The sequence below is a fragment of the Acinetobacter sp. FDAARGOS_559 genome, assembly GCF_003940475.1.
GTDB classification, from domain to species: Bacteria; Pseudomonadota; Gammaproteobacteria; order Pseudomonadales; family Moraxellaceae; genus Acinetobacter; species Acinetobacter baumannii.
The window spans coordinates 2,630,671-2,650,767 of record NZ_RKJG01000005.1; the positions used below are offsets into that span (position 1 = coordinate 2,630,671).

At 41.7% G+C, this 20,097-nt stretch carries 21 protein-coding genes; 14 read left to right on the forward strand and 7 right to left on the reverse strand.

Going from position 1 to position 20,097, the window contains the following annotated elements:
* Nucleotides 1–169: 169 nt before the first annotated feature.
* From EGS71_RS14140 to EGS71_RS14165, 6 genes are all read left to right on the forward strand, one after another.
* Nucleotides 170–1,762 carry a TerC family protein gene (locus tag EGS71_RS14140; RefSeq protein ID WP_000575778.1) on the forward strand — a complete coding sequence of 531 codons (1,593 nt, stop codon included), beginning with the start codon at nucleotides 170–172 and terminating at the stop codon, nucleotides 1,760–1,762.
* Nucleotides 1,763–1,833: 71 nt separating this feature from the next.
* Nucleotides 1,834–2,301 carry a YchJ family protein gene (locus EGS71_RS14145; protein WP_000194004.1) on the forward strand — a complete coding sequence of 156 codons (468 nt, stop codon included), beginning with the start codon at nucleotides 1,834–1,836 and terminating at the stop codon, nucleotides 2,299–2,301.
* 45 nt (nucleotides 2,302–2,346) lie between these two features.
* A complete protein-coding gene (locus EGS71_RS14150) occupies nucleotides 2,347–2,991 on the forward strand; it encodes a trimeric intracellular cation channel family protein (RefSeq protein WP_000927792.1) in 645 nt (214 codons plus the stop codon).
* A gap of 82 nt (nucleotides 2,992–3,073) precedes the next feature.
* Nucleotides 3,074–4,393 (forward strand): MFS transporter, encoded by a 1,320-nt coding sequence (locus EGS71_RS14155; RefSeq protein WP_000366687.1) that lies wholly within the window; start codon nucleotides 3,074–3,076, stop codon nucleotides 4,391–4,393.
* A gap of 153 nt (nucleotides 4,394–4,546) precedes the next feature.
* The gene (gene parC, locus EGS71_RS14160) at nucleotides 4,547–6,766 is read left to right on the forward strand and encodes a DNA topoisomerase IV subunit A (RefSeq protein WP_000202253.1); all 2,220 of its coding nucleotides are present in this window, start codon (nucleotides 4,547–4,549) and stop codon (nucleotides 6,764–6,766) included.
* A 297-nt stretch (nucleotides 6,767–7,063) separates the two neighbouring features.
* Nucleotides 7,064–8,743 (forward strand): long-chain-fatty-acid--CoA ligase, encoded by a 1,680-nt coding sequence (locus EGS71_RS14165; protein ID WP_000411991.1) that lies wholly within the window; start codon nucleotides 7,064–7,066, stop codon nucleotides 8,741–8,743.
* Nucleotides 8,744–8,781: 38 nt separating this feature from the next.
* On the opposite strand, the gene EGS71_RS14170 is transcribed toward EGS71_RS14165, so the two are convergent.
* A complete protein-coding gene (locus tag EGS71_RS14170; RefSeq protein WP_001187001.1) occupies nucleotides 8,782–9,165 on the reverse strand; it encodes a hypothetical protein in 384 nt (127 codons plus the stop codon).
* A 106-nt stretch (nucleotides 9,166–9,271) separates the two neighbouring features.
* On the opposite strand from EGS71_RS14170, the gene EGS71_RS14175 reads away from it, so the two are divergent.
* Together EGS71_RS14175 and ppa are read left to right on the forward strand one after the other, a co-directional pair.
* Nucleotides 9,272–9,670, forward strand: a complete 399-nt coding sequence (locus EGS71_RS14175; RefSeq protein ID WP_000546045.1) for an MAPEG family protein — start codon at nucleotides 9,272–9,274, stop codon at nucleotides 9,668–9,670.
* Nucleotides 9,671–9,797: 127 nt separating this feature from the next.
* Nucleotides 9,798–10,325, forward strand: a complete 528-nt coding sequence (ppa, locus tag EGS71_RS14180) for an inorganic diphosphatase (protein ID WP_000122443.1) — start codon at nucleotides 9,798–9,800, stop codon at nucleotides 10,323–10,325.
* Between the two features lie 106 nt (nucleotides 10,326–10,431).
* On the opposite strand, the gene EGS71_RS14185 is transcribed toward ppa, so the two are convergent.
* A complete protein-coding gene (locus EGS71_RS14185) occupies nucleotides 10,432–11,748 on the reverse strand; it encodes an OprD family outer membrane porin (protein ID WP_000910009.1) in 1,317 nt (438 codons plus the stop codon).
* A gap of 697 nt (nucleotides 11,749–12,445) precedes the next feature.
* Here EGS71_RS14185 and EGS71_RS22795 point away from each other — a divergent pair.
* The gene (locus EGS71_RS22795; protein ID WP_002009550.1) at nucleotides 12,446–12,616 is read left to right on the forward strand and encodes a hypothetical protein; all 171 of its coding nucleotides are present in this window, start codon (nucleotides 12,446–12,448) and stop codon (nucleotides 12,614–12,616) included.
* A 56-nt stretch (nucleotides 12,617–12,672) separates the two neighbouring features.
* Nucleotides 12,673–13,485, forward strand: coding sequence for a TorF family putative porin (locus tag EGS71_RS14190; RefSeq protein WP_000975212.1), 813 nt, complete (start codon nucleotides 12,673–12,675; stop codon nucleotides 13,483–13,485).
* A gap of 42 nt (nucleotides 13,486–13,527) precedes the next feature.
* On the opposite strand, the gene EGS71_RS14195 is transcribed toward EGS71_RS14190, so the two are convergent.
* The 3 genes from EGS71_RS14195 to EGS71_RS14205 form a co-directional block, all read right to left on the reverse strand.
* Nucleotides 13,528–14,406 (reverse strand): dihydrodipicolinate synthase family protein, encoded by an 879-nt coding sequence (locus tag EGS71_RS14195; RefSeq protein ID WP_000772980.1) that lies wholly within the window; start codon nucleotides 14,404–14,406, stop codon nucleotides 13,528–13,530.
* A 15-nt stretch (nucleotides 14,407–14,421) separates the two neighbouring features.
* Nucleotides 14,422–15,198, reverse strand: coding sequence for an aldolase (locus EGS71_RS14200; protein ID WP_000845034.1), 777 nt, complete (start codon nucleotides 15,196–15,198; stop codon nucleotides 14,422–14,424).
* 192 nt (nucleotides 15,199–15,390) lie between these two features.
* A complete protein-coding gene (locus tag EGS71_RS14205; protein WP_001067855.1) occupies nucleotides 15,391–16,095 on the reverse strand; it encodes an IS6-like element IS26 family transposase in 705 nt (234 codons plus the stop codon).
* Between the two features lie 281 nt (nucleotides 16,096–16,376).
* On the opposite strand from EGS71_RS14205, the gene glnH reads away from it, so the two are divergent.
* The 3 genes from glnH to EGS71_RS14225 are packed head-to-tail and all read left to right on the forward strand — an operon-like array spanning nucleotide 16,377 to nucleotide 18,065.
* On the forward strand, nucleotides 16,377–17,129 hold the full coding sequence (glnH, locus tag EGS71_RS14215; RefSeq protein ID WP_001275039.1) for a glutamine ABC transporter substrate-binding protein GlnH: 753 nt from the start codon (nucleotides 16,377–16,379) through the stop codon (nucleotides 17,127–17,129).
* Between the two features lie 52 nt (nucleotides 17,130–17,181).
* Nucleotides 17,182–17,838, forward strand: coding sequence for a glutamine ABC transporter permease GlnP (gene glnP / locus EGS71_RS14220; protein ID WP_001008622.1), 657 nt, complete (start codon nucleotides 17,182–17,184; stop codon nucleotides 17,836–17,838).
* On the forward strand, nucleotides 17,835–18,065 hold the full coding sequence (locus tag EGS71_RS14225; protein WP_011977796.1) for a hypothetical protein: 231 nt from the start codon (nucleotides 17,835–17,837) through the stop codon (nucleotides 18,063–18,065). The genes glnP and EGS71_RS14225 overlap by 4 nt, the downstream gene beginning before the upstream one ends.
* Nucleotides 18,066–18,218: 153 nt before the next feature.
* Here the strand turns inward: EGS71_RS14225 and EGS71_RS14230 are convergent, their stop codons facing one another.
* Nucleotides 18,219–19,034 carry an aminoglycoside O-phosphotransferase APH(3')-Ia gene (locus EGS71_RS14230; RefSeq protein WP_000018326.1) on the reverse strand — a complete coding sequence of 272 codons (816 nt, stop codon included), beginning with the start codon at nucleotides 19,032–19,034 and terminating at the stop codon, nucleotides 18,219–18,221.
* A 129-nt stretch (nucleotides 19,035–19,163) separates the two neighbouring features.
* Between EGS71_RS14230 and EGS71_RS14235 the strand changes: the two genes are divergently transcribed.
* Nucleotides 19,164–19,868 carry an IS6-like element IS26 family transposase gene (locus tag EGS71_RS14235; RefSeq protein ID WP_001067855.1) on the forward strand — a complete coding sequence of 235 codons (705 nt, stop codon included), beginning with the start codon at nucleotides 19,164–19,166 and terminating at the stop codon, nucleotides 19,866–19,868.
* A 33-nt stretch (nucleotides 19,869–19,901) separates the two neighbouring features.
* On the opposite strand, the gene EGS71_RS22475 is transcribed toward EGS71_RS14235, so the two are convergent.
* Complete coding sequence (locus EGS71_RS22475) at nucleotides 19,902–20,051, reverse strand: hypothetical protein (RefSeq protein ID WP_000529370.1); 150 nt, start codon at nucleotides 20,049–20,051, stop codon at nucleotides 19,902–19,904.
* Nucleotides 20,052–20,097: the final 46 nt, after the last annotated feature.

Below are 20,097 nucleotides of genomic sequence, written 5' to 3' on the forward strand. Positions count from 1 at the left end.
TTGCCTATACTGAAAATTCGTTTAACAACATATGAACAAATATGGGTAGTGGTTGTAGTCGCTCCGTTTTAATTTCTTGTCCTAAAAAAACATTATTCCCCCTTTGTCTAGGCATGCCTTTTGCGTTGCCCAATAAAGATAAAATCCACCCAGCACAGGAGCAGGATCAATGATCTTTGAATGGATGTCTGATCCGTCTGCTTGGGTAGGCCTAGCGACATTAATTGTTCTTGAAATCGTACTAGGGATCGATAACCTCGTCTTTATTGCCATTTTGGCTGAAAAGTTGCCACCAGAACAACGTACTAAGGCACGTATAGTGGGTTTAATACTCGCTTTGGGAATGCGTCTTATCCTCTTAGCTTCAATTGCTTGGGTCGTGACACTCACCCAACCACTTTTCCATATTTTTAGCCATCCATTCTCTGGCCGCGATTTGATTTTATTGTTCGGTGGTGTGTTCTTGCTCTTTAAAGGCACCATGGAATTGCATGAGCGGATGGAAGGTAAACAACTTCATAAAGAAGATAATCCTGTTCATGCTGCGTTCTGGATGGTCATCGTTCAGATTGTTGTACTTGATGCCGTATTCTCATTAGACAGCGTAATTACTGCTGTAGGTATGGTGAAAGAGCTGTCAGTCATGATGGTTGCTGTTGTGATTGCTGTGGGTATTATGCTGTGGGCTTCAAGACCCCTCATGGACTTTGTCAATAAACACCCAACAGTGGTTATTCTATGTCTTGGCTTCTTGATGATGATTGGTTTTTCTTTGGTGGTGGAAGGTTTTGGTTTCCATATTCCGAAGGGTTATTTATATGCTGCGATTGGTTTCTCGATTTTAGTCGAAATGATCAACCAAACCATGCGTCGCAACCAAGAGAAGCTAGTGACTACTACAGATTTACGTTATCGCACAGCTTCTGCGGTTTTACGTATGTTAGGCAGTAAAAATAGCGGTTCTACTTCAGACGCTCAAACGGCTGATAAAGAAGATGTATTGGCAACTCAAGCTTTTGCTGATGAAGTCTTTGATGAAGAAAATGGCGCTTACCATAGTGTGCTTGTACAAGGTGTACTTGGTTTATCTGAACGTCCAGTAAAGTCAGTGATGACACCAAGACCTGAGCTTGAATGGATTGATTTAGACGAAGAACCAGAAGTTTTAAAAGAACGTTTAATGTCGATGACACATTCACGTTTAATTGTTGCTCGTGGTGAACTTGATAATATTGAAGGTATTGCGCTTACACATAAAGTTTTAAATGGCTTTATTGAAACAGGCGTTATCGATTTTCAAAAGCACTTACGTGAGCCAGTTATTGTGCATGAAAATGCTCAAGTGCTTATGGTGATGGAGCAATTACGTCAGGCTCCTTTACAAATGGCGATTGTTCTAAATGAATATGGTTCAATTGAAGGTATTGCCACACCAATTGATATTTTAGAAGCAATTGCGGGTGAGTTCCCTGATGAAGACGAACTAGATGCAGCAGCAGAAAGTTTGGAAGACGGTTCGTTAATACTTGAGGGTTCAACCGATATTCGCCATGTATCGCTTTTACTTGGTCGTGACTTAGTTGATGAAAGCGAACAATATTCTACTTTATCGGGTTATTTGTTATTCCATTTAGGTCGTTTACCTGAAAATGGTGAAACTGTTGAAGCGGATGGTTATCGCTTTGAAGTTGTAACCATGGAAGGCCATAAAATCGAGAAAGTTCATATTGTTTCTATCGAACAGGATGAATCGAAAGATTAAATTGCGTGTCAGATTTAGAAACATCATAAAATAGCTCAACTTTGAGCTATTTTTTATTTGAGAAGTACCAAATGACCCAACAAACTTGTCCATGCGGAAAAGGCAGCTATGCAGAATGTTGTGAACCTTTACATTTAGGCACAACAAAAGCACTCACCGCAGAGCAGCTTATGCGTTCACGTTATAGTGCATTTGCATTGCAGCAAATTGATTATATTGTGCAAACGACGGCTTTAGGTCAGCAAACTGCTCTTGATAAAGAGGCTATTGCGGAATGGAGCAAACAAAATCAATGGTTGGGTTTAGAGGTGGTTAACGCCAACGAAAAATTAGATAAAACCCATGCACAGGTAGAGTTCAAGGCCCATTATCATGATGGTAAAAGCGCTCAAATTCATCATGAAGTTTCACATTTTGTATTTCATCAGCAACAATGGTTTTTCCTTGATCCGACGGTCGATATGCAGGTCACCATGAAACAACCTTGTATATGTGGTTCAGGAAAAAAATTTAAGCAATGCTGTGCACAATTCCTATAACTTTATCTTAAAATACGCCCACCGTTTGGCCTGAGGGAAAGGGCAATGTTACTCACCGTTATTTATATTATTGCGATTACTGCCGAAGCCATGACTGGTGCATTGTCTGCTGGGCGACGGAGTATGGACTGGTTCGGTGTTGTACTAATTGCCTGTGTGACGGCCTTGGGTGGTGGCTCTGTGCGTGATGTACTACTTGGACACTATCCTTTAACGTGGGTAAAACATCCTGAATATTTAGTTTTAACGTGTTGTGCTGCATTTGTTACCATCGTTATTGCTAAATGGATGCGTCATTTACATAACATTTTCTTGGTGCTCGATGCTTTAGGTCTAATTGGGTTTACGATCATTGGTTGTCAGATTGCCTTACAGATGGGGCATGGTTTTGTCGTGTCGGCTGTAGCAGGCGTTTTAACGGGAGTTTCGGGTGGTATTTTACGTGACATCTTATGTAACGATGTCCCGTTTGTTTTCCGCCGTGAGCTGTATGCGAGTATTTCTTTTGTTGCAGTTATTTGTTATTGGGTCTGTCTAGACTTAGGTTTGAGTTTAGAACTTACCGTTATTTCAACCTTAGTATTTGGTTTTACGCTTCGTTTAATTGCCATTTATTTTGGTTTGGAAATGCCTAAATTTATTTATAAAGATGATGATGCAGAGTCGGCTTCTTCAACCGACGAACATTAATCATGCAGAATTTCATGTGGGCATGATATAACAATTCTATATATGGTCTTGTCCACTTATTCTTTCCAGTAGAGTTAATCCTATGGATCTGGTTTCACGTATACAAAATCTTCCAATTGGCAAATTTCACTACACGCTTTTATGGGTAGTGGGTTTAGGCTGGATGTTTGATGCGATGGATACCGGCATTATCGCTTTTATTATGACAACCCTTGTTAAAGACTGGTCATTAACACCAGTTGAAAGCGGTTGGATTGTCAGTATTGGCTTTGTAGGCATGGCTATAGGTGCAGTTTGTTCTGGTGCCTTGGCAGATCGTTTTGGCCGTAAAACTGTATTTGCGATGACAATGGCAATTTATAGTATTGCGACTGCGTTATGTGCTTTTGCCCCTGATCTAAAGTGGCTATTAATTTTTCGGTTTATTGTTGGGTTGGGGCTAGGTGGTCAATTACCTGTAGCAGTCACGCTGGTCAGTGAGTATGTGCCTGCTCATGTTCGTGGAAGATTTATCGTTCTACTTGAAAGTTTTTGGGGATTAGGCTGGTTGGTTGCTGCGCTCATTTCTTATTTTATTATTCCTAAATTTGGTTGGCATATTGCCTTTCTTATAGGCGGTCTTCCACTTATTTATATTTTAGTGATTTGGAAAAAAGTTCCTGAGTCGATACCGTATTTGATTAACCGTGGTCGTATTGAAGAAGCGCATGCACTGGTACAAAAACTAGAAGCCGAAGCATGTGTGCAAATTGTTCACCATATTGAAGTCGTGCCTGTGGCGATGCGACAAAAAGTTTCATTTAAACAGCTCTGGAGTGGTCAATTTGCTCGTAGAAGTTTAATGCTCTGGCTAATCTGGTTTGGCATTGTGTATTCCTATTACGGCATCTTTACGTGGTTGCCGAGTTTATTGGTGAAACAAGGCTATGACATTGTCAAATCATTTGAATATGTATTGCTTATGATTTTGGCGCAGTTACCGGGCTACTTGGCGGCTGCTTGGTTTGTCGAGCGTTTAGGTCGAAAAATTACACTTGCCGCATTTATCGGTTTTTGTGCTTTGTCGGCATATTTCTTTGGACAAGCCGACAGTGTAAATAGCATTATGTTCTGGGGCTGTCTCATGTCATTCTTTAATTTGGGTGCATGGGGAGTGTTATATACCTATACACCAGAACAATATCCGGCCAATATTCGGGCTTTCGGGTCAGGCTGGGCATCGGCAATGGGGCGTATCGGTGGAATTGTCGCGCCAATGGTCGTGACACATATGATGGTTGCTAAAAACGGCTTTAATCACGTTTTTATGATGTTTACTGTGGTTTTACTTGCCGTAGCTTTAGTGATTTTGATATTAGGTGAAGAGACTCAAGGTAAAAGGCTAGAGTCAATTGGGCTATAGTTTTTGCCTAACTTTATAGCAAGTAACTAAAAATATAGAGAGATAAGACACAATTTGACGCTCAGGTGACAGAGTCCCCCTTGTGTCTGTAACATAGCCCACTTAGCATAATACACACTTAAAATAACGACTGATTTGGAAGATAAGCTGACTATGACCAGCCTTGCGCATCATGCGACAGAAAACCGCTCTGTAGCCGAATTTACTGAACAGGCTTACTTGAATTATGCCATGTACGTCATTATGGACCGTGCATTGCCGCATATCAGTGATGGCTTAAAGCCCGTACAGCGCCGTATTGTCTATGCTATGAGCGAGCTAGGCTTAAAAAGCAGTGGCAAGCCAAAAAAATCAGCGCGTACAGTGGGTGATGTACTTGGTAAATACCACCCACATGGTGACTTGGCATGTTATGAAGCCATGGTACTCATGGCTCAGCCATTTAGTTACCGCTATCCTTTAATCGAAGGTCAGGGGAACTGGGGTTCACCAGATGATCCTAAATCTTTTGCTGCGATGCGTTATACCGAAGCCAAACTCTCGGCTTATAGTGAATTATTGCTGAGCGAATTAGGTCAGGGCACTAGCGAATGGCAAGATAACTTTGATGGTTCTTTAAAAGAACCGATCACTTTACCTGCACGTGTACCTAATATTCTTCTTAATGGTACGACAGGTATTGCTGTCGGGATGGCAACTGATATCCCGCCACATAATTTGCGTGAAGTTGTAAAAGGCACAATTGCTTTAATCCGTAATCCGCAAACCTCGGACGAAAAATTAGCTGAATATATTCCGGCTCCGGATTTACCAACCAAAGCTGAAATTATTACCCCGCCAGAAGAATTACTCAAAATCCAGACCACTGGTCGTGGTAGTTACCGTATGCGAGCGGTATATACCATTGAGAAAAATGAAATCGTAATTACTGAGCTGCCATATCAAGTCTCTGGTTCTAAGGTAATTACTCAAATTGCTGACCAGATGCAGGCTAAAAAGCTGCCATTAGTCGTTGATGTGCGTGATGAATCGGATCATGAAAACCCGACACGACTCGTGATTGTACTGCGCTCTAACCGTATTGATGCGGAAGCAGTAATGAGTCACTTATTTGCGACCACCGATTTAGAATCAAGCTATCGTGTCAATTTAAACATGATTGGCGAAGATGGCCGTCCTCAGGTGAAATCAATTCGTCGTATTTTGCTTGAATGGATCGAGATCCGTAAAAAAACGGTAACTCGTCGTTTGCAGTACCATTTAAACCGTATTGAAAAGCGCCTGCATATTTTGGCAGGTCTTTTAATTGCTTATCTCGATATTGATACAGTCATTCGTATTATTCGTGAAGAAGACCAGCCTAAGCCAGTCTTGATGGAACACTTTAATATTGATGAGATACAGGCCGAGGCGATTTTAGAGCTTAAATTACGTCATTTGGCAAAGCTTGAAGAGATGGAAATTCGTCATGAACAAGATGAGCTTTCCGCGAAAGCTGCCATTATTCGTGAACAACTCGAAAATCCTGAATCTTTAAAAAATTTGATTATTGGCGAATTAAAAGAAGATGCGAAAAAGTTCGGTGATGAGCGCCGTTCTCCAATTGTTGCACGTGCTGAAGCGGTTCAAATTAAAGAACAGGATTTAATGCCAGCTGAAACGGTAACAGTCGTGTTGTCTGAAGCAGGCTGGGTTCGTGCGGCAAAAGGTGCGGATGTGGATGCTGAAAATCTGAACTACCGTGCTGGGGACCAATATTTAAGTCATGCTGTCGGGAAAACCAATCAGCGAGTTTACTTCCTTGATGAAACAGGGCGCAGCTATGCCTTGCCAATTAGTAACTTACCTTCAGCGAGAGGCTTGGGGGATCCATTAAGTTCTAAATTATCACCAGCAAGTGGCGTATCGTTTATTCAGGTTTATTTAGATGATGATGAGTCTGAATTGATTGCTGCAAGTTCGGCAGGTTATGGTTTTAAAACGCAAACCAAACAATTAGATACCAATGCGAAAGCCGGTAAGACATTCTTGACGGTTCCGGATAAAGCAAAGGCTTTACCACTCATTTCTGCCCAAAACATGACGCATTTGGCTGTACTGAGCTCAGCAGGGCGTTTGTTAATTTTAGATTTGGTAGAACTACCAAATTTAAATAAAGGTAAAGGTAATAAGTTGATACAACTTGAAGGCAAAGAGCAAATTTTATCCATGACAACCCTGAACTTAGATGAAATAATTCAGGTGGTTGCAGGTCAACAACATCTCAAATTAAAAGGTGATGATCTACAAAAATACATGGGTAAACGTGCTTCGAAAGGTCAGCTCTTACCACGTGGATATCAAAAAGCAAATAAACTGTTGATTCAGAGATAAAGCTAGCGTCTGGCAACATAAATACGCTATATATGGCAACATGTTCAAGCAATGAACTGAACTTGTTGGTATTGAATAATGATTAAAAGGGCAGCAATTTGGAGTACGTAATTTGTACTCCATGCAAAAAATTTGGCAGGCTTAAATTGTCAAAACTTCTGTCTCATAATCTTGTTCGAAAGTGTCATGAATGTGCCAATAAGTTTTAAATATGTTCTGGCACCAAGAAGCTAAAGAATAGCTGGGGCATTGAATAACAGTTATTACTAAGGATTACGAATCGGAGATAATGGCATTATGGAAAAGATTTGGTTTGCAGAATACCAAAAGACAGGGATTCCAGAAACAGTAGCATTGCCTGCAGAAAATACCTCACTTGTTGATATTTTTGAGCGTAATTTCCAAAAATTTGGTTCTCGTGATGCCTTTATCTTTATGGATAAAGCCATGTCATTTAACGAGTTGGAGCTTGCAAGCCGTAAGTTCGCGACCTATTTGCAAAATTTGGGGTTAGCAAAAGGTACGCGTGTGGCAGTAATGATGCCAAACGTGCTGCAGTATCCTGTAGTGGCATTGGCAGTCTTACGTGCAGGCTTGGTTTTAGTGAATGTTAACCCACTATATACTGCGCGTGAACTTGAGCATCAGTTAAATGACTCAGGTGCAGAAGTGCTCGTTATTATCGAGAACTTTGCAAGTGTTTACCAAAGCATTTTGGGTAAAACTCCAGTGAAGCATGTAGTTGTTGCTTCTGTCGGAGATATGCTAGGTACACTGAAAGGTACTTTGGTGAACTTTGTTTTACGTAAAGTCCGTAAACAAATTCCAGCTTGGAATATTCCTGGGCATGTTAAATTTAACAGTGCATTAAATAAAGAAAATCCAAGCAATTATAAACGTCCGACTTTAACTTTAAGTGATACTGCCGTGCTTCAATATACCGGTGGTACAACGGGTGTTTCAAAAGGTGCTGAGCTGACTCACCGCAATTTGGTTGCCAACCTTTTACAGTGTGATGGTATTTTCCAAAGCAAATTCGGTGCAAACGATGGTGCTAAAGGCGATCGTATTGTTTGTGCATTACCGCTTTACCATATTTTTGCGTTCATGGTTTGTGCGATGTACGGTATGTACAAAGGGCAGGCAAATATCTTAATTCCGAACCCGCGTGACTTACCGGCTGTGATTAAGGAATTACGTAAATATCAACCTTCTTTCTTCCCTGCAGTAAATACATTATTTAATGCCTTGGTGAATAATGAAGAGTTCAAGCAACTTGACCATAGCAACTTAAAAATGGCGATGGGCGGTGGTATGGCAGTTCTTCCATCTACAGCAGAAGCTTGGAAGAAAATTACTGGTACAACTATTATTGAAGGTTATGGCTTATCAGAAACTTCACCAGTTGCAACTGCGAATCCACCTGCATCTACTGAATTTAGCGGCACCATTGGTATTCCATTACCGTTAACTGAGGTTGCAATTTTAGATGATGACGGAAAAGAAGTACCTTTGGGTGAACAAGGGGAGATCTCAATTCGTGGTCCTCAAGTCATGAAAGGCTATTGGAATCGTCCAGATGAGACTGCTAAAGTCATGACAGCAGATGGTTTCTTCCGTACCGGTGATATTGGTGTAATGGACAGCCGTGGATACGTCAAAATTGTAGACCGTAAAAAAGATATGATTTTGGTTTCTGGCTTTAACGTTTACCCAAGTGAAATTGAAGAAGTGATTGCTAAACATCCAAAAGTATTGGAAGTTGCTGCAATTGGTGTTCCAGATGAAAAATCAGGTGAAGTGCCAAAACTCTTTATTGTGAAAAAAGATCCAAGCTTAACTACAGAAGAAGTTTTGAACTTTGCTAAAGAAAACTTAACAGGCTATAAACGCCCTCGTTATGTTGAGTTTATGGATGAATTACCAAAATCAAATGTAGGCAAAATTTTACGTAAAGATTTACGTAAGCCTGCGTAATGATGAATAAAAAAGCGCCGTAAGGCGCTTTTTTTATTTTAATGGTTTTTCATAAACCAACGATCTACATAAGGACGACCAATTCCGACCATACCAACAAAAACTAACATGGTACCGAGCTGTAGACGTAAGTGAGTTACATCAAGTTGACCATAACTGAGGTAATTATCTACAAGACAATATATGGTAATCACAATGAGCCAGTGCCACAAAGGAAGTCTTTTTACACCCACAGCAATAAAGGTCACTGTTAAGATCACGAAGGTACCCAGTGTAGATTGCCAATTAAAATTCGCACAAATTACACTCAGTAAAAAAGCGACGATCGGTAATACAATTTTGAATATACGATCTACCTGAAGCTGGTTCTTCTTTTGCTTTTCTAAGACCTCGAACAATTCTTTTTGATCAGGTTGTTGCATACATAGCCCTATAAATCAGTGATGACATGCGGTTGCATAAAATTTCAGGTAAAAACGATGAGTTATGATAGCATGATCAACAGTATTTTCAGTGATGGATGGCACTATGCACGGCATCAGCAGCATTATCTATATTATTTTAGTGGCATGTTTGCTGCCATACGCATTTACCGTGATTGCAAAATTTACCGGTGGTTTTCAGCCCGTCGATAATCAGAACCCAAGAGACTTTCTTGCTAATACAAAGGGTATCGCTGCTCGGGCAAATGCAGTACAACAAAACAGTTTTGAAAGTTTACCTTTATTTTTAACAGCTATTTTGATGGCTGAATATATGGTGGTTCCTGAATACTTTATTTTAAGATTGGGCTGGGCCTATATTATTTTACGTGTGATTTATGGCATTTGTTACTTAAGCAATTGGGCAACTTTACGCTCTATTGTCTGGTTTTTATCATTGTTATGCCCAATATTCTTGTTGATCGTGACAATTAAGTTGACTTGAGTGTCATTCTGTCACCATTCATATCAACTTTCGCGTGTGCGCATTGTATAATCGGCATCATTTTGATGATATCCACGTTATAATCGAGTGGATTTTACATCTGACTTCATAACGAAAGAGTATTGATATGAGTTACAGCAATATCCCAGCAGGTAAAGATGCACCAAATGACATCTATGTCATCATTGAAATTCCTGCAAATGCAGCGCCAATTAAATATGAAATTGACAAAGATTCTGATGCATTGTTTGTAGACCGTTTCATGGGTACAGCAATGTTCTATCCAGCAAACTACGGTTATGTACCAAATACTTTGTCTGAAGATGGTGATCCATTAGACGTACTTGTTGTAACTCCACATCCTGTTGCTGCCGGTTCTGTAATTCGTTGCCGCCCAGTGGGCAAATTAAACATGGAAGATGACGGTGGTATCGACGCGAAATTAATCGCTGTTCCACACGAAAAATTATCTCCGCTTTACAAAGATGTTCAGGAATATACAGATCTTCCTCCATTGTTGATTAGCCAAGTTGAGCATTTCTTCAGCCACTATAAAGATTTAGAACCAGGCAAATGGGTGAAAATCAGCGGTTGGGAAGGTGCTGACGTTGCTAAAGCGGAAGTATTGAAAGCAATCGAAGCTGCTAAAAAATAAGCTCTAATTTTTAAGCCTAGAGTGTCGCAATTGATATTCTGGGCTTAATAAAAAACCTACCTGTGTGACCAGAGGTAGGTTTTTTTATGCTTGATAAATCTGTGAATTAGAATAATTTCACAGGAATATCTAAGAAAATACGCCATTCATTGGTATCACCGATGTAAGCGCCTTGGTAAGCATCACTTGCACGGTAGTAAGAGTTACGAATACGAAGGCTTGCATCTTTAGCAAAACCACTTTGAACTGTGTATTTCACTTGGTTAAAGAATTCGCGTTCTTGAGCATCATCAGTTACATTTCTAACCTTGATGTCCCAACCATATACAAATGCAGTGGTCCAGTTTAAACCAGGTAATACGCCTAACTTGCCAAAATCAACATTGTATTGAATTTGAGCAGATTTCTCGTGGTTACCGATGAAATCAGACATATAAGAGTTTGGCAAATAAATACTTTGGAAACCATCAGCATTTTGGCCATAGTCGTAACCAACATTACCAGTGTTTTGTTGATATGCTAACATCACACTATGTGGACCAGTCGCATAAGTTCCTGAAATAGCCCAAATATTATTGGTCTTTTCTTCGCCAGCTATACCATCTGCAGCATAATTTGGTGCTACAGTTCCAGTTGCTGAATAAGTGTGTGCATTTGCATCAAACTTAGTATGGTATCCACTAAAATCATAAGTTAATGAACTGTCATTTGCTAAAGGTTGTTTAAAGTTAACATTAGCATAATGGCGTTCAAGAGCATTTTTGCTGTCTAAGCCATAATAAGATGCATTTAAGTTATCATTAAACTTATATTTAGCACCCCAAACAATTGCACGGTCAAGACCTCTGCCAGAAGCATCCGCATCGGTATTGATTTGGTCAGACATTTGGTCTTTAGTAAATTTACCAGCAACAACCTCAAGGTTCTTGATTTCATGGCTAGTTAATAAAGTACCTGTGAAGTATTCAGGAACCATACGTCCTGTATTACTTGCAAGGACTGGTAAGTCGAGTACTTGAGTACCGTAACGTACTGTTGTATTTGAGAAACGTGCTTTTACGCTGCCACCACCACGAGCCCAGTGGTCGTAAGCTGAACCATCGTTGTGTTTTGGAATCATTTGGTTTCCAGCGTTTTTGTTTTCGCCAATTTTAAATGATCCGTCACCAACAACGCCTACACCGAAACCAACGATACCAGGGGTAAAGCCAGATTCGATACTTACAATTGCTGATTGAGCAACTGAGCTGGTATCTTTCGCGCCCTGTTTTTTGTCACGAGTTAGATAACCTGTACGGAAGAGAATAGAACCGTTCGCATCTTCAACAAATCCTTTTGCCTCACTTTGCTCGCTTGCCTGAGCTGAGGAAATTATTGCCGCAGAAATGAGAACTGCTAATGTAAGTTTTTGTGCTTTTAGCATATTTAAAGAACCTCATAAAAACGATAAATCCTGTGCCTTGTTATTGTTCAGGGCCTAGGATTTCCATCAATTGTATAAGTAATCTATAAAAAAGATATATTTTTGTTCATTTTATTTTATATATGCTATGCAGGATTTGATTAATGTGGTAGGGGAGTTTAACTGAATTTATTTTTAAATTTTTATAGTTAATTTATTGTTTAAAATGAAAAAAGTAATTTATTTTTTAGTTGAATTTTACCATTTTTTCTTATGTGAAAATTTTAAAAATACTTGATTTTTGTGTTCAATTTTTACTCTTTTTTGTTTGATATGTTTACTTTTTAATCTCTTCTTAAGCAATTTTCTTGAGCAATTTCTAGTAATCTCACTCTATATTGTTACTTTATAACATTTTTGTATCAAAAAATTGTTTAAAACAGAGACGAAAGCAACGTCAGAAAACCCCTAGACTCTATCGATCAAATTTAGTGCGATAATTTGCATGAAATTTGTGCAATTTATTTTTTATTTATATTTTCGTGTGGAAAAAGCCCAAAATGGTTCATAAATAAAAATAAGGGTTAAATAAAGAGGCTCTGTACTAATAAATTTATGGAGTTTTTATCTCTTTATATAGAAATGAAATAGAGACTTTACGCTCTACCATTCAATACTACCGATCTCGGCTTGTTTATTTCCGATAAGGTGTTTTCTCATGTTTTCTTTATATTTTACGCAAACAAAATGTTCATACTTTATTGTTATATATAAAAATAATTATTTAAGAGATTTTTATTTTTCGCGTTATATAAGTTTTTTAGTCTCTAAATTAATGAAGTGTAGCGATACCAAATATGAACTTGGCACAGCAATTGCTAAAGCTTAAGTAACAAAATTTGTTTAAGTCATATAAATCGTGCGTTCATTGTGGGGGAGATCAAAATGATGAAGTTTGCACTTAAAGCAGTAACATTCGGCGTACTCACGGCAGGTTCAACCATGGTTATGGCTGAAGATGCTCCATCTTTTTACGGCATCACCGCAACTGGTAGTGTGGCTGCTACTACAGATTATCGCTTCCGTGGTATTACGCAGTCTTCAAATAATCCAGCTATTCAAGGTGGCTTCACTTTCTCTCATAAGTCAGGTGCTTATGTTGCGCTTTGGGGGTCAAGCGTAGACTTTAATACACCTGGTGTTTCAACTGAAACTGATATCTCGTTAGGTTATACCAACACCTTAAAACTGTCAGATACACTTGCACCGACTTATGATGTTGGTGTGATCCGTTATGGTTACATTGGCTCTGACTCAAAATTCACTAATCCATACAATGGTGACACTGGTTTTGACTTTACCGAGTTTTACGGAAAATTAACGTTTGCAGATTCTTTATTTAAAGGTGATGCCCTTAGTGTCGGCGTGAATTATTCTAATGATTACTGGGGCCACTCTGACGAGTTCTGGTATTTTAACGTAGGTTATTCGGCACCAATTGCAGACACAGGATTTACTGGACTTGCTTCAGTTGGTTATAACAAGCTTAAAAACAAAGATTCTTTACTGGTAGTTGCAGGTGGACCAGGTGAAGATGATAGCTATATTGATTATAAAGTCGGCGTAAACTATAACATCTTGGGTATTGTTGCTGAGCTAGATGTTGTCGGTACAGATATTAGTACTTCTGGCATGACTGATGCTCAGAAAAAACCTTATGACACAGGTTTAGTGTTTAGTTTAACTAAAACATTCTAAGTTGGGGTTTTAAAAAAGCGGGTCAATAAACCCGCTTTTTTATTAGTTTTCTATTTCAGAAAGTAGTTGTTTTAACTGGTTAAGCTCAATATCCGTGGCTTTGGTCAACGGCTTGCGTGGTGCTCCTGCAGCGACACCTTTTAGTTGTAAACCTGCTTTAATCGTTTTAGGCAGACCACCACTTACAATAAAGCGTAATAGAGGAAGCTGCTGATAAAATGACTTCTGGGCTTGTTCCAATTCACCATTTTTTACATATTCAATGAGCTGTTGAGGTCCTTGACCTAACAGATTGGGTGCTGCTGTACACCAACCGCTTGCTCCTGCGCATAAAGCTTCTAAAGCTAGAGGGTTACAGCCGTTATAAAACGGAAGTTCACCTTTTGATAGCTCATAAATTTTATGCATGCGCTGAATATCGCCGCTGCTTTCTTTTACCATCATAATATTTGCAATGTTGTTAAACATGCGCACGATTAATTCAGGAGACATATCAACACCACTGGTCGCGGGGTTGTTATAAATCATAATTGGTAGAGTAGTTTCTTGGGCAATTGCTTGATAATATTCAAAAATCTCTTGGTCTGTTAGCTTCCAATAAGATACAGGAATCACCATAAGTGCATCTGCACCATAGCTTTGCGCGACTTGGGCTTTTTTGATGGCTTGATCAGTGGTGAGTTCTGAAATCCCAATAATGACAGGTACGCGGTTATTAATGCTTTCAATTGAAGTTTTCGCGACTAAGCACCATTCATCCCATTCAAGATAAGCGCTTTCACCTGTACTGCCTAAAGGTGCAATCGCGTCGCAGCCATTTGCAATAAGCAAATCCAGCATTTGTTTTAGAACAGGAAGATTAATGGTGTTGTCATCAGAAAAGGGCGTAACAGGGTAGCCAATAATGCCGTTTAATTTCATGGTCGAGGTCTCTTTTTAAATACAGTCAGAATGTTTTTTCAAAGCTTTACGTGCGTAGTAAGCAAAGTTCACTTTGTTGCGTTTATCGGTAGACACCCAATCATGGGCTTCTGCTGCCAAAGCGTGGGGGATAGGCTGGATTTGTCCGGCAGACATGGCTAGCAGTTGCAGTTGAGCTGCACGTTCAATTAAAAGCGCCAAGTTGCAGGCTTCTTCAATGGTTTTTCCTGTGACCAATTGACCATGATGAGACAACAAAACAGCGCGGTTTTTACCCAGAGCAGAAGAAATCAAAATACCTTCTTCATTACCTACAGGAACTCCCGGCCAATGACCTACAAATGAGCAGTCTTCGTAAAGTGCGCAAACGTCCATTTGGGAAATCATAAGCGGAATCTGTAGCATCGACAGGGCCGCTACATAGGTAGGATGCGTATGGATAATACAGTTCACCTCTGGGTGTTCTTTATAAATCCATGTGTGGAAACGGTTGGCTGGGTTTGCCATGCCTTCTTGATTGATGGGTTCTAAGTCCTGATTCACCTCAAGCAAGTTTGAAGCAGTAATTTCATCAAAACCTAAACCGAAACGTTGAGTAATAAAGGTTTCTTTATTTTCACTACGGCATGTAATTTGACCCGCTAACCCAGCGTCATGCCCATGATCAAATAAAATACGGCAAGTCAGTGCAAGCTTTTGACGGTCTGTTAAATCTAAGTCGCTCATCCACTTTTGCATGTCTTGCTGTGCGTGTTGCATCAAGTCGTGTTTGTTTACAGAAGCAGTCTTCATCTCTTCTCCAGTCCAGTTGACCAAATTAAGTAGGTGAAGGCAGAATAGAAAATAGCTGGATGGATCAATACATCCAGTTTTTATAAGTTATATGGTCCAGATGGGGCGAATATGCTAAGACCTTGGCAAATACATTTCCGGGCACTGTTGCAAAGTTAGCGATGAGGCAGCCTTTTGTCTTATTCAAAGGCCTTACATTTCAAAAACTCTGCTTACCAGGCGCATTTCGCCCAGGGGATCACCATAATAAAATGCTGAGGCCTGGCCTTTGCGTAGTGCACGCATCACCTCAATACCTTTGATGGTGGCGTAAGCCGTCTTCATGGATTTAAATCCCAGCGTGGCGCCGATTATCCGTTTCAGTTTGCCATGATCGCATTCAATCACGTTGTTCCGGTACTTAATCTGTCGGTGTTCAACGTCAGACGGGCACCGGCCTTCGCGTTTGAGCAGAGCAAGCGCGCGACCATAGGCGGGCGCTTTATCCGTGTTGATGAATCGCGGGATCTGCCACTTCTTCACGTTGTTGAGGATTTTACCCAGAAACCGGTATGCAGCTTTGCTGTTACGACGGGAGGAGAGATAAAAATCGACAGTGCGGCCCCGGCTGTCGACGGCCCGGTACAGATACGCCCAGCGGCCATTGACCTTCACGTAGGTTTCATCCATGTGCCACGGGCAAAGATCGGAAGGGTTACGCCAGTACCAGCGCAGCCGTTTTTCCATTTCAGGCGCATAACGCTGAACCCAGCGGTAAATCGTGGAGTGATCGACATTCACTCCGCGTTCAGCCAGCATCTCCTGCAGCTCACGGTAACTGATGCCGTATTTGCAGTACCAGCGTACGGCCCACAGAATGATGTCACGCTGAAAATGCCGGCCTTTGAATGGGTTCATGTGCAGCTCCATCAGCAAAAGGGGATGATAAGTTTATCACCACCGACTATTTGCAACAGTGCCACGGTTATTACAGCTTTCTTTCAATGATCATGAACGGCGCGCAGACGCCAGTACCCGACACCAGGGATTTTATTCTTCCCGCATAAATAATTCGCACGCCTTCATTTTTATATCGCGTGCGAATGTAGGGATACTGTTTTTATTCTCAACGCCAATATCAGTTTTAGGGTATTGCGCGAAAACTCCTGTCTGCTGTCTTAATTACGCTGAGGATTATTATGTCTGCATTATTGAAAAAATTAAAGATTACCCTGACACTGGTTGCCTGTTCGGCGAGTTTTGCCGTCATGGCACAAGATAAATTATTAGTCGGTGTGGATACCGCCTTCGTTCCCTTTGAATTTAAGCAAGGCAATAAATATGTTGGTTTTGATATCGATTTATGGGAAGCCATTGCGAAGAAAATGAATGTCAGCTACGAATTACGCCCTATGGATTTTGGCGGTTTAATTCCTGGGCTGCAATCGCGTAATTTAGATGTGGCAATGGCCGGGATCACCATTACCGATGCCCGCAAACAGGTCGTTGATTTCAGCGAGGGTTACTACGATGCGGATCTCTTAATGGCGGTGAAAAGTGGTGATAATTCCATCACCAAATTCAGCGAACTGGCCGGTAAAAAAGTGGGGCTGAAGCAGGGCACCGCCGCGGCCAGTTTTATGAAATCCAAATATAAAGCCAACTATGTCGAATTCCCCAATATTGATAACGCCTATCTCGACCTGCAGGCAGGCAATCTGGACGCGGTCGTTCACGACTCCCCGAACGTGCTCTACTACGTGAAAACCGCAGGTGGCGGTAAGGTTAAATCGACCGGGGAAACGGACAGCATTCTGCCGCAGAAATACGGTTTTGCCCTGCAGAAAAACAGCAGCCTGACGCCGAAGGTCGATGCCGCGTTAAAGGCATTACGCGCGGATGGCACCTACGACAAGATTTATTTCAAATGGTTTAACAAGCAACCTAAATAATCCCCGCCGGGCCGGGTAACCCCGGCCAGAACCGAGAGTAATAGACCGCATTATGAATTTCGAAACGAAATATATATGGGAATCCCTGCCGCTATTATTACAGGGGCTGCAGCTGACAATATTGATCTCTATGGTCGGTTTGGCGGGCGGCTTTATCATCGGTCTGCTGGCAGGAATCTGTCGTGCACTGGGAGGCGGTATTGCGAAAACGTTATCATTAATTTTTGTCGAATTGATTCGCGGTACGCCAATTATGGTACAGGTGATGTTTATCTATTTTGCCTTGCCAATGATTCTGCCTGTTCGTATCGACCCTATCACGGCCGCGATGGTCACCATTATTATTAACTCCGGCGCGTATATTGCGGAAATTACGCGCGGCGCAATTTTGTCCATCAATAGAGGATTTAAAGAAGCCAGTCTGGCGATGGGATTATCGCAGCGCGCAACGCTATGGCATGTGATTATGCCGCTGGCCCTGCGCCGCATGATCCCGGCGTTGGGCAACCAGTGGATTATCAGCATTAAAGACACCTCGCTGTTCATTGTTATCGGTGTCGCGGAATTAACGCGGCAGGGGCAGGAGATCATCGCCGGGAACTTCCGTGCCCTTGAGGTCTGGACAGCGGTAGCCCTGATTTATCTTGCCGTCACCCTGTGCCTGAGCTTTCTGCTGAAGCAACTGGAGAAAAGGATCCATATTTTATGAGCATGGTTGAATTTAGCGCGGTCGCTAAACATTTCGGCACCACCCAGGTGCTGCACGATATCAATCTGAAAATTGATGCCGGTGAATACCGGCTGGCTGCCGACGATCCGGATGAGGAGAACACCCTCGCCACGGCAGTTTTCACCCTCGATGCCAACCACGTCAGGTGGCAAATTTTCGACATTAACCGCGACGATGCTAAATTTCAGGGAGAAGTGCGTGGGTGAGATAGCCGGTCGTCAGTCATAAAGGGCAGGGTAGTACCGTTGGCCCGGCGTTCGATAGTACCGTCCGGATACTGCCAGATATCGGCGTCCAGGGAGATGTCCTGAAGCGCGGTGTCCGGAATTTCAGGTTTGTGTCTCTACAAAGACTAACTATCAGAAAAACTCATCGAGCATCAAATGAAACTGCAATTTATTCATATCAGGATTATCAATACCATATTTTTGAAAAAGCCGTTTCTGTAATGAAGGAGAAAACTCACCGAGGCAGTTCCATAGGATGGCAAGATCCTGGTATCGGTCTGCGATTCCGACTCGTCCAACATCAATACAACCTATTAATTTCCCCTCGTCAAAAATAAGGTTATCAAGTGAGAAATCACCATGAGTGACGACTGAATCCGGTGAGAATGGCAAAAGCTTATGCATTTCTTTCCAGACTTGTTCAACAGGCCAGCCATTACGCTCGTCATCAAAATCACTAGCATCAACCAAACCGTTATTCATTCGTGATTGCGCCTGAGCGAGACGAAATACGCGATCGCTGTTAAAAGGACAATTACAAACAGGAATCGAATGCAACCGGCGCAGGAACACTGCCAGCGCATCAACAATATTTTCACCTGAATCAGGATATTCTTCTAATACCTGGAATGCTGTTTTCCCGGGGATCGCAGTGGTGAGTAACCATGCATCATCAGGAGTACGGATAAAATGCTTGATGGTCGGAAGAGGCATAAATGCCGTCAGCCAGTTTAGTCTGACCATCTCATCTGTAACATCATTGGCAACGCTACCTTTGCCATGTTTCAGAAACAACTCTGGCGCATTGGGCTTCCCATACAATCGATAGATTGTCGCACCTGATTGCCCGACATTATCGCGAGCCCATCTATACCCATATAAATCAGCATCCAGGTTGGAATTTAATCGCGGCCTCGAGCAAGACGTTTCCCGTTGAATATGGCTCATAACACCCCTTGTATTACTGTTTATGTAAGCAGACAGTTTTATTGTTCATGATGATATATTTTTATCGGCACTGTTGCAAATAGTCGGTGGTGATAAACTTATCATCCCCTTTTGCTGATGGAGCTGCACATGAACCCATTCAAAGGCCGGCATTTTCAGCGTGACATCATTCTGTGGGCCGTACGCTGGTACTGCAAATACGGCATCAGTTACCGTGAGCTGCAGGAGATGCTGGCTGAACGCGGAGTGAATGTCGATCACTCCACGATTTACCGCTGGGTTCAGCGTTATGCGCCTGAAATGGAAAAACGGCTGCGCTGGTACTGGCGTAACCCTTCCGATCTTTGCCCGTGGCACATGGATGAAACCTACGTGAAGGTCAATGGCCGCTGGGCGTATCTGTACCGGGCCGTCGACAGCCGGGGCCGCACTGTCGATTTTTATCTCTCCTCCCGTCGTAACAGCAAAGCTGCATACCGGTTTCTGGGTAAAATCCTCAACAACGTGAAGAAGTGGCAGATCCCGCGATTCATCAACACGGATAAAGCGCCCGCCTATGGTCGCGCGCTTGCTCTGCTCAAACGCGAAGGCCGGTGCCCGTCTGACGTTGAACACCGACAGATTAAGTACCGGAACAACGTGATTGAATGCGATCATGGCAAACTGAAACGGATAATCGGCGCCACGCTGGGATTTAAATCCATGAAGACGGCTTACGCCACCATCAAAGGTATTGAGGTGATGCGTGCACTACGCAAAGGCCAGGCCTCAGCATTTTATTATGGTGATCCCCTGGGCGAAATGCGCCTGGTAAGCAGAGTTTTTGAAATGTAAGGCCTTTGAATAAGACAAAAGGCTGCCTCATCGCTAACTTTGCAACAGTGCCCTTTCTTTTGGTAAGCCTAGTTCAGCTAGAACTTCTGCTACACTTCTTTCAGTTCCATAAAAATCATCTTTTTGTTCTTGAGCTTGCTTTACTCTTTGCTCAAGTGTACCCCTTTGTTTAGCTTGTCCCATTTATTCAACCTTTTGGTTTACAAATATATTGTTTAAGTTTAGAACA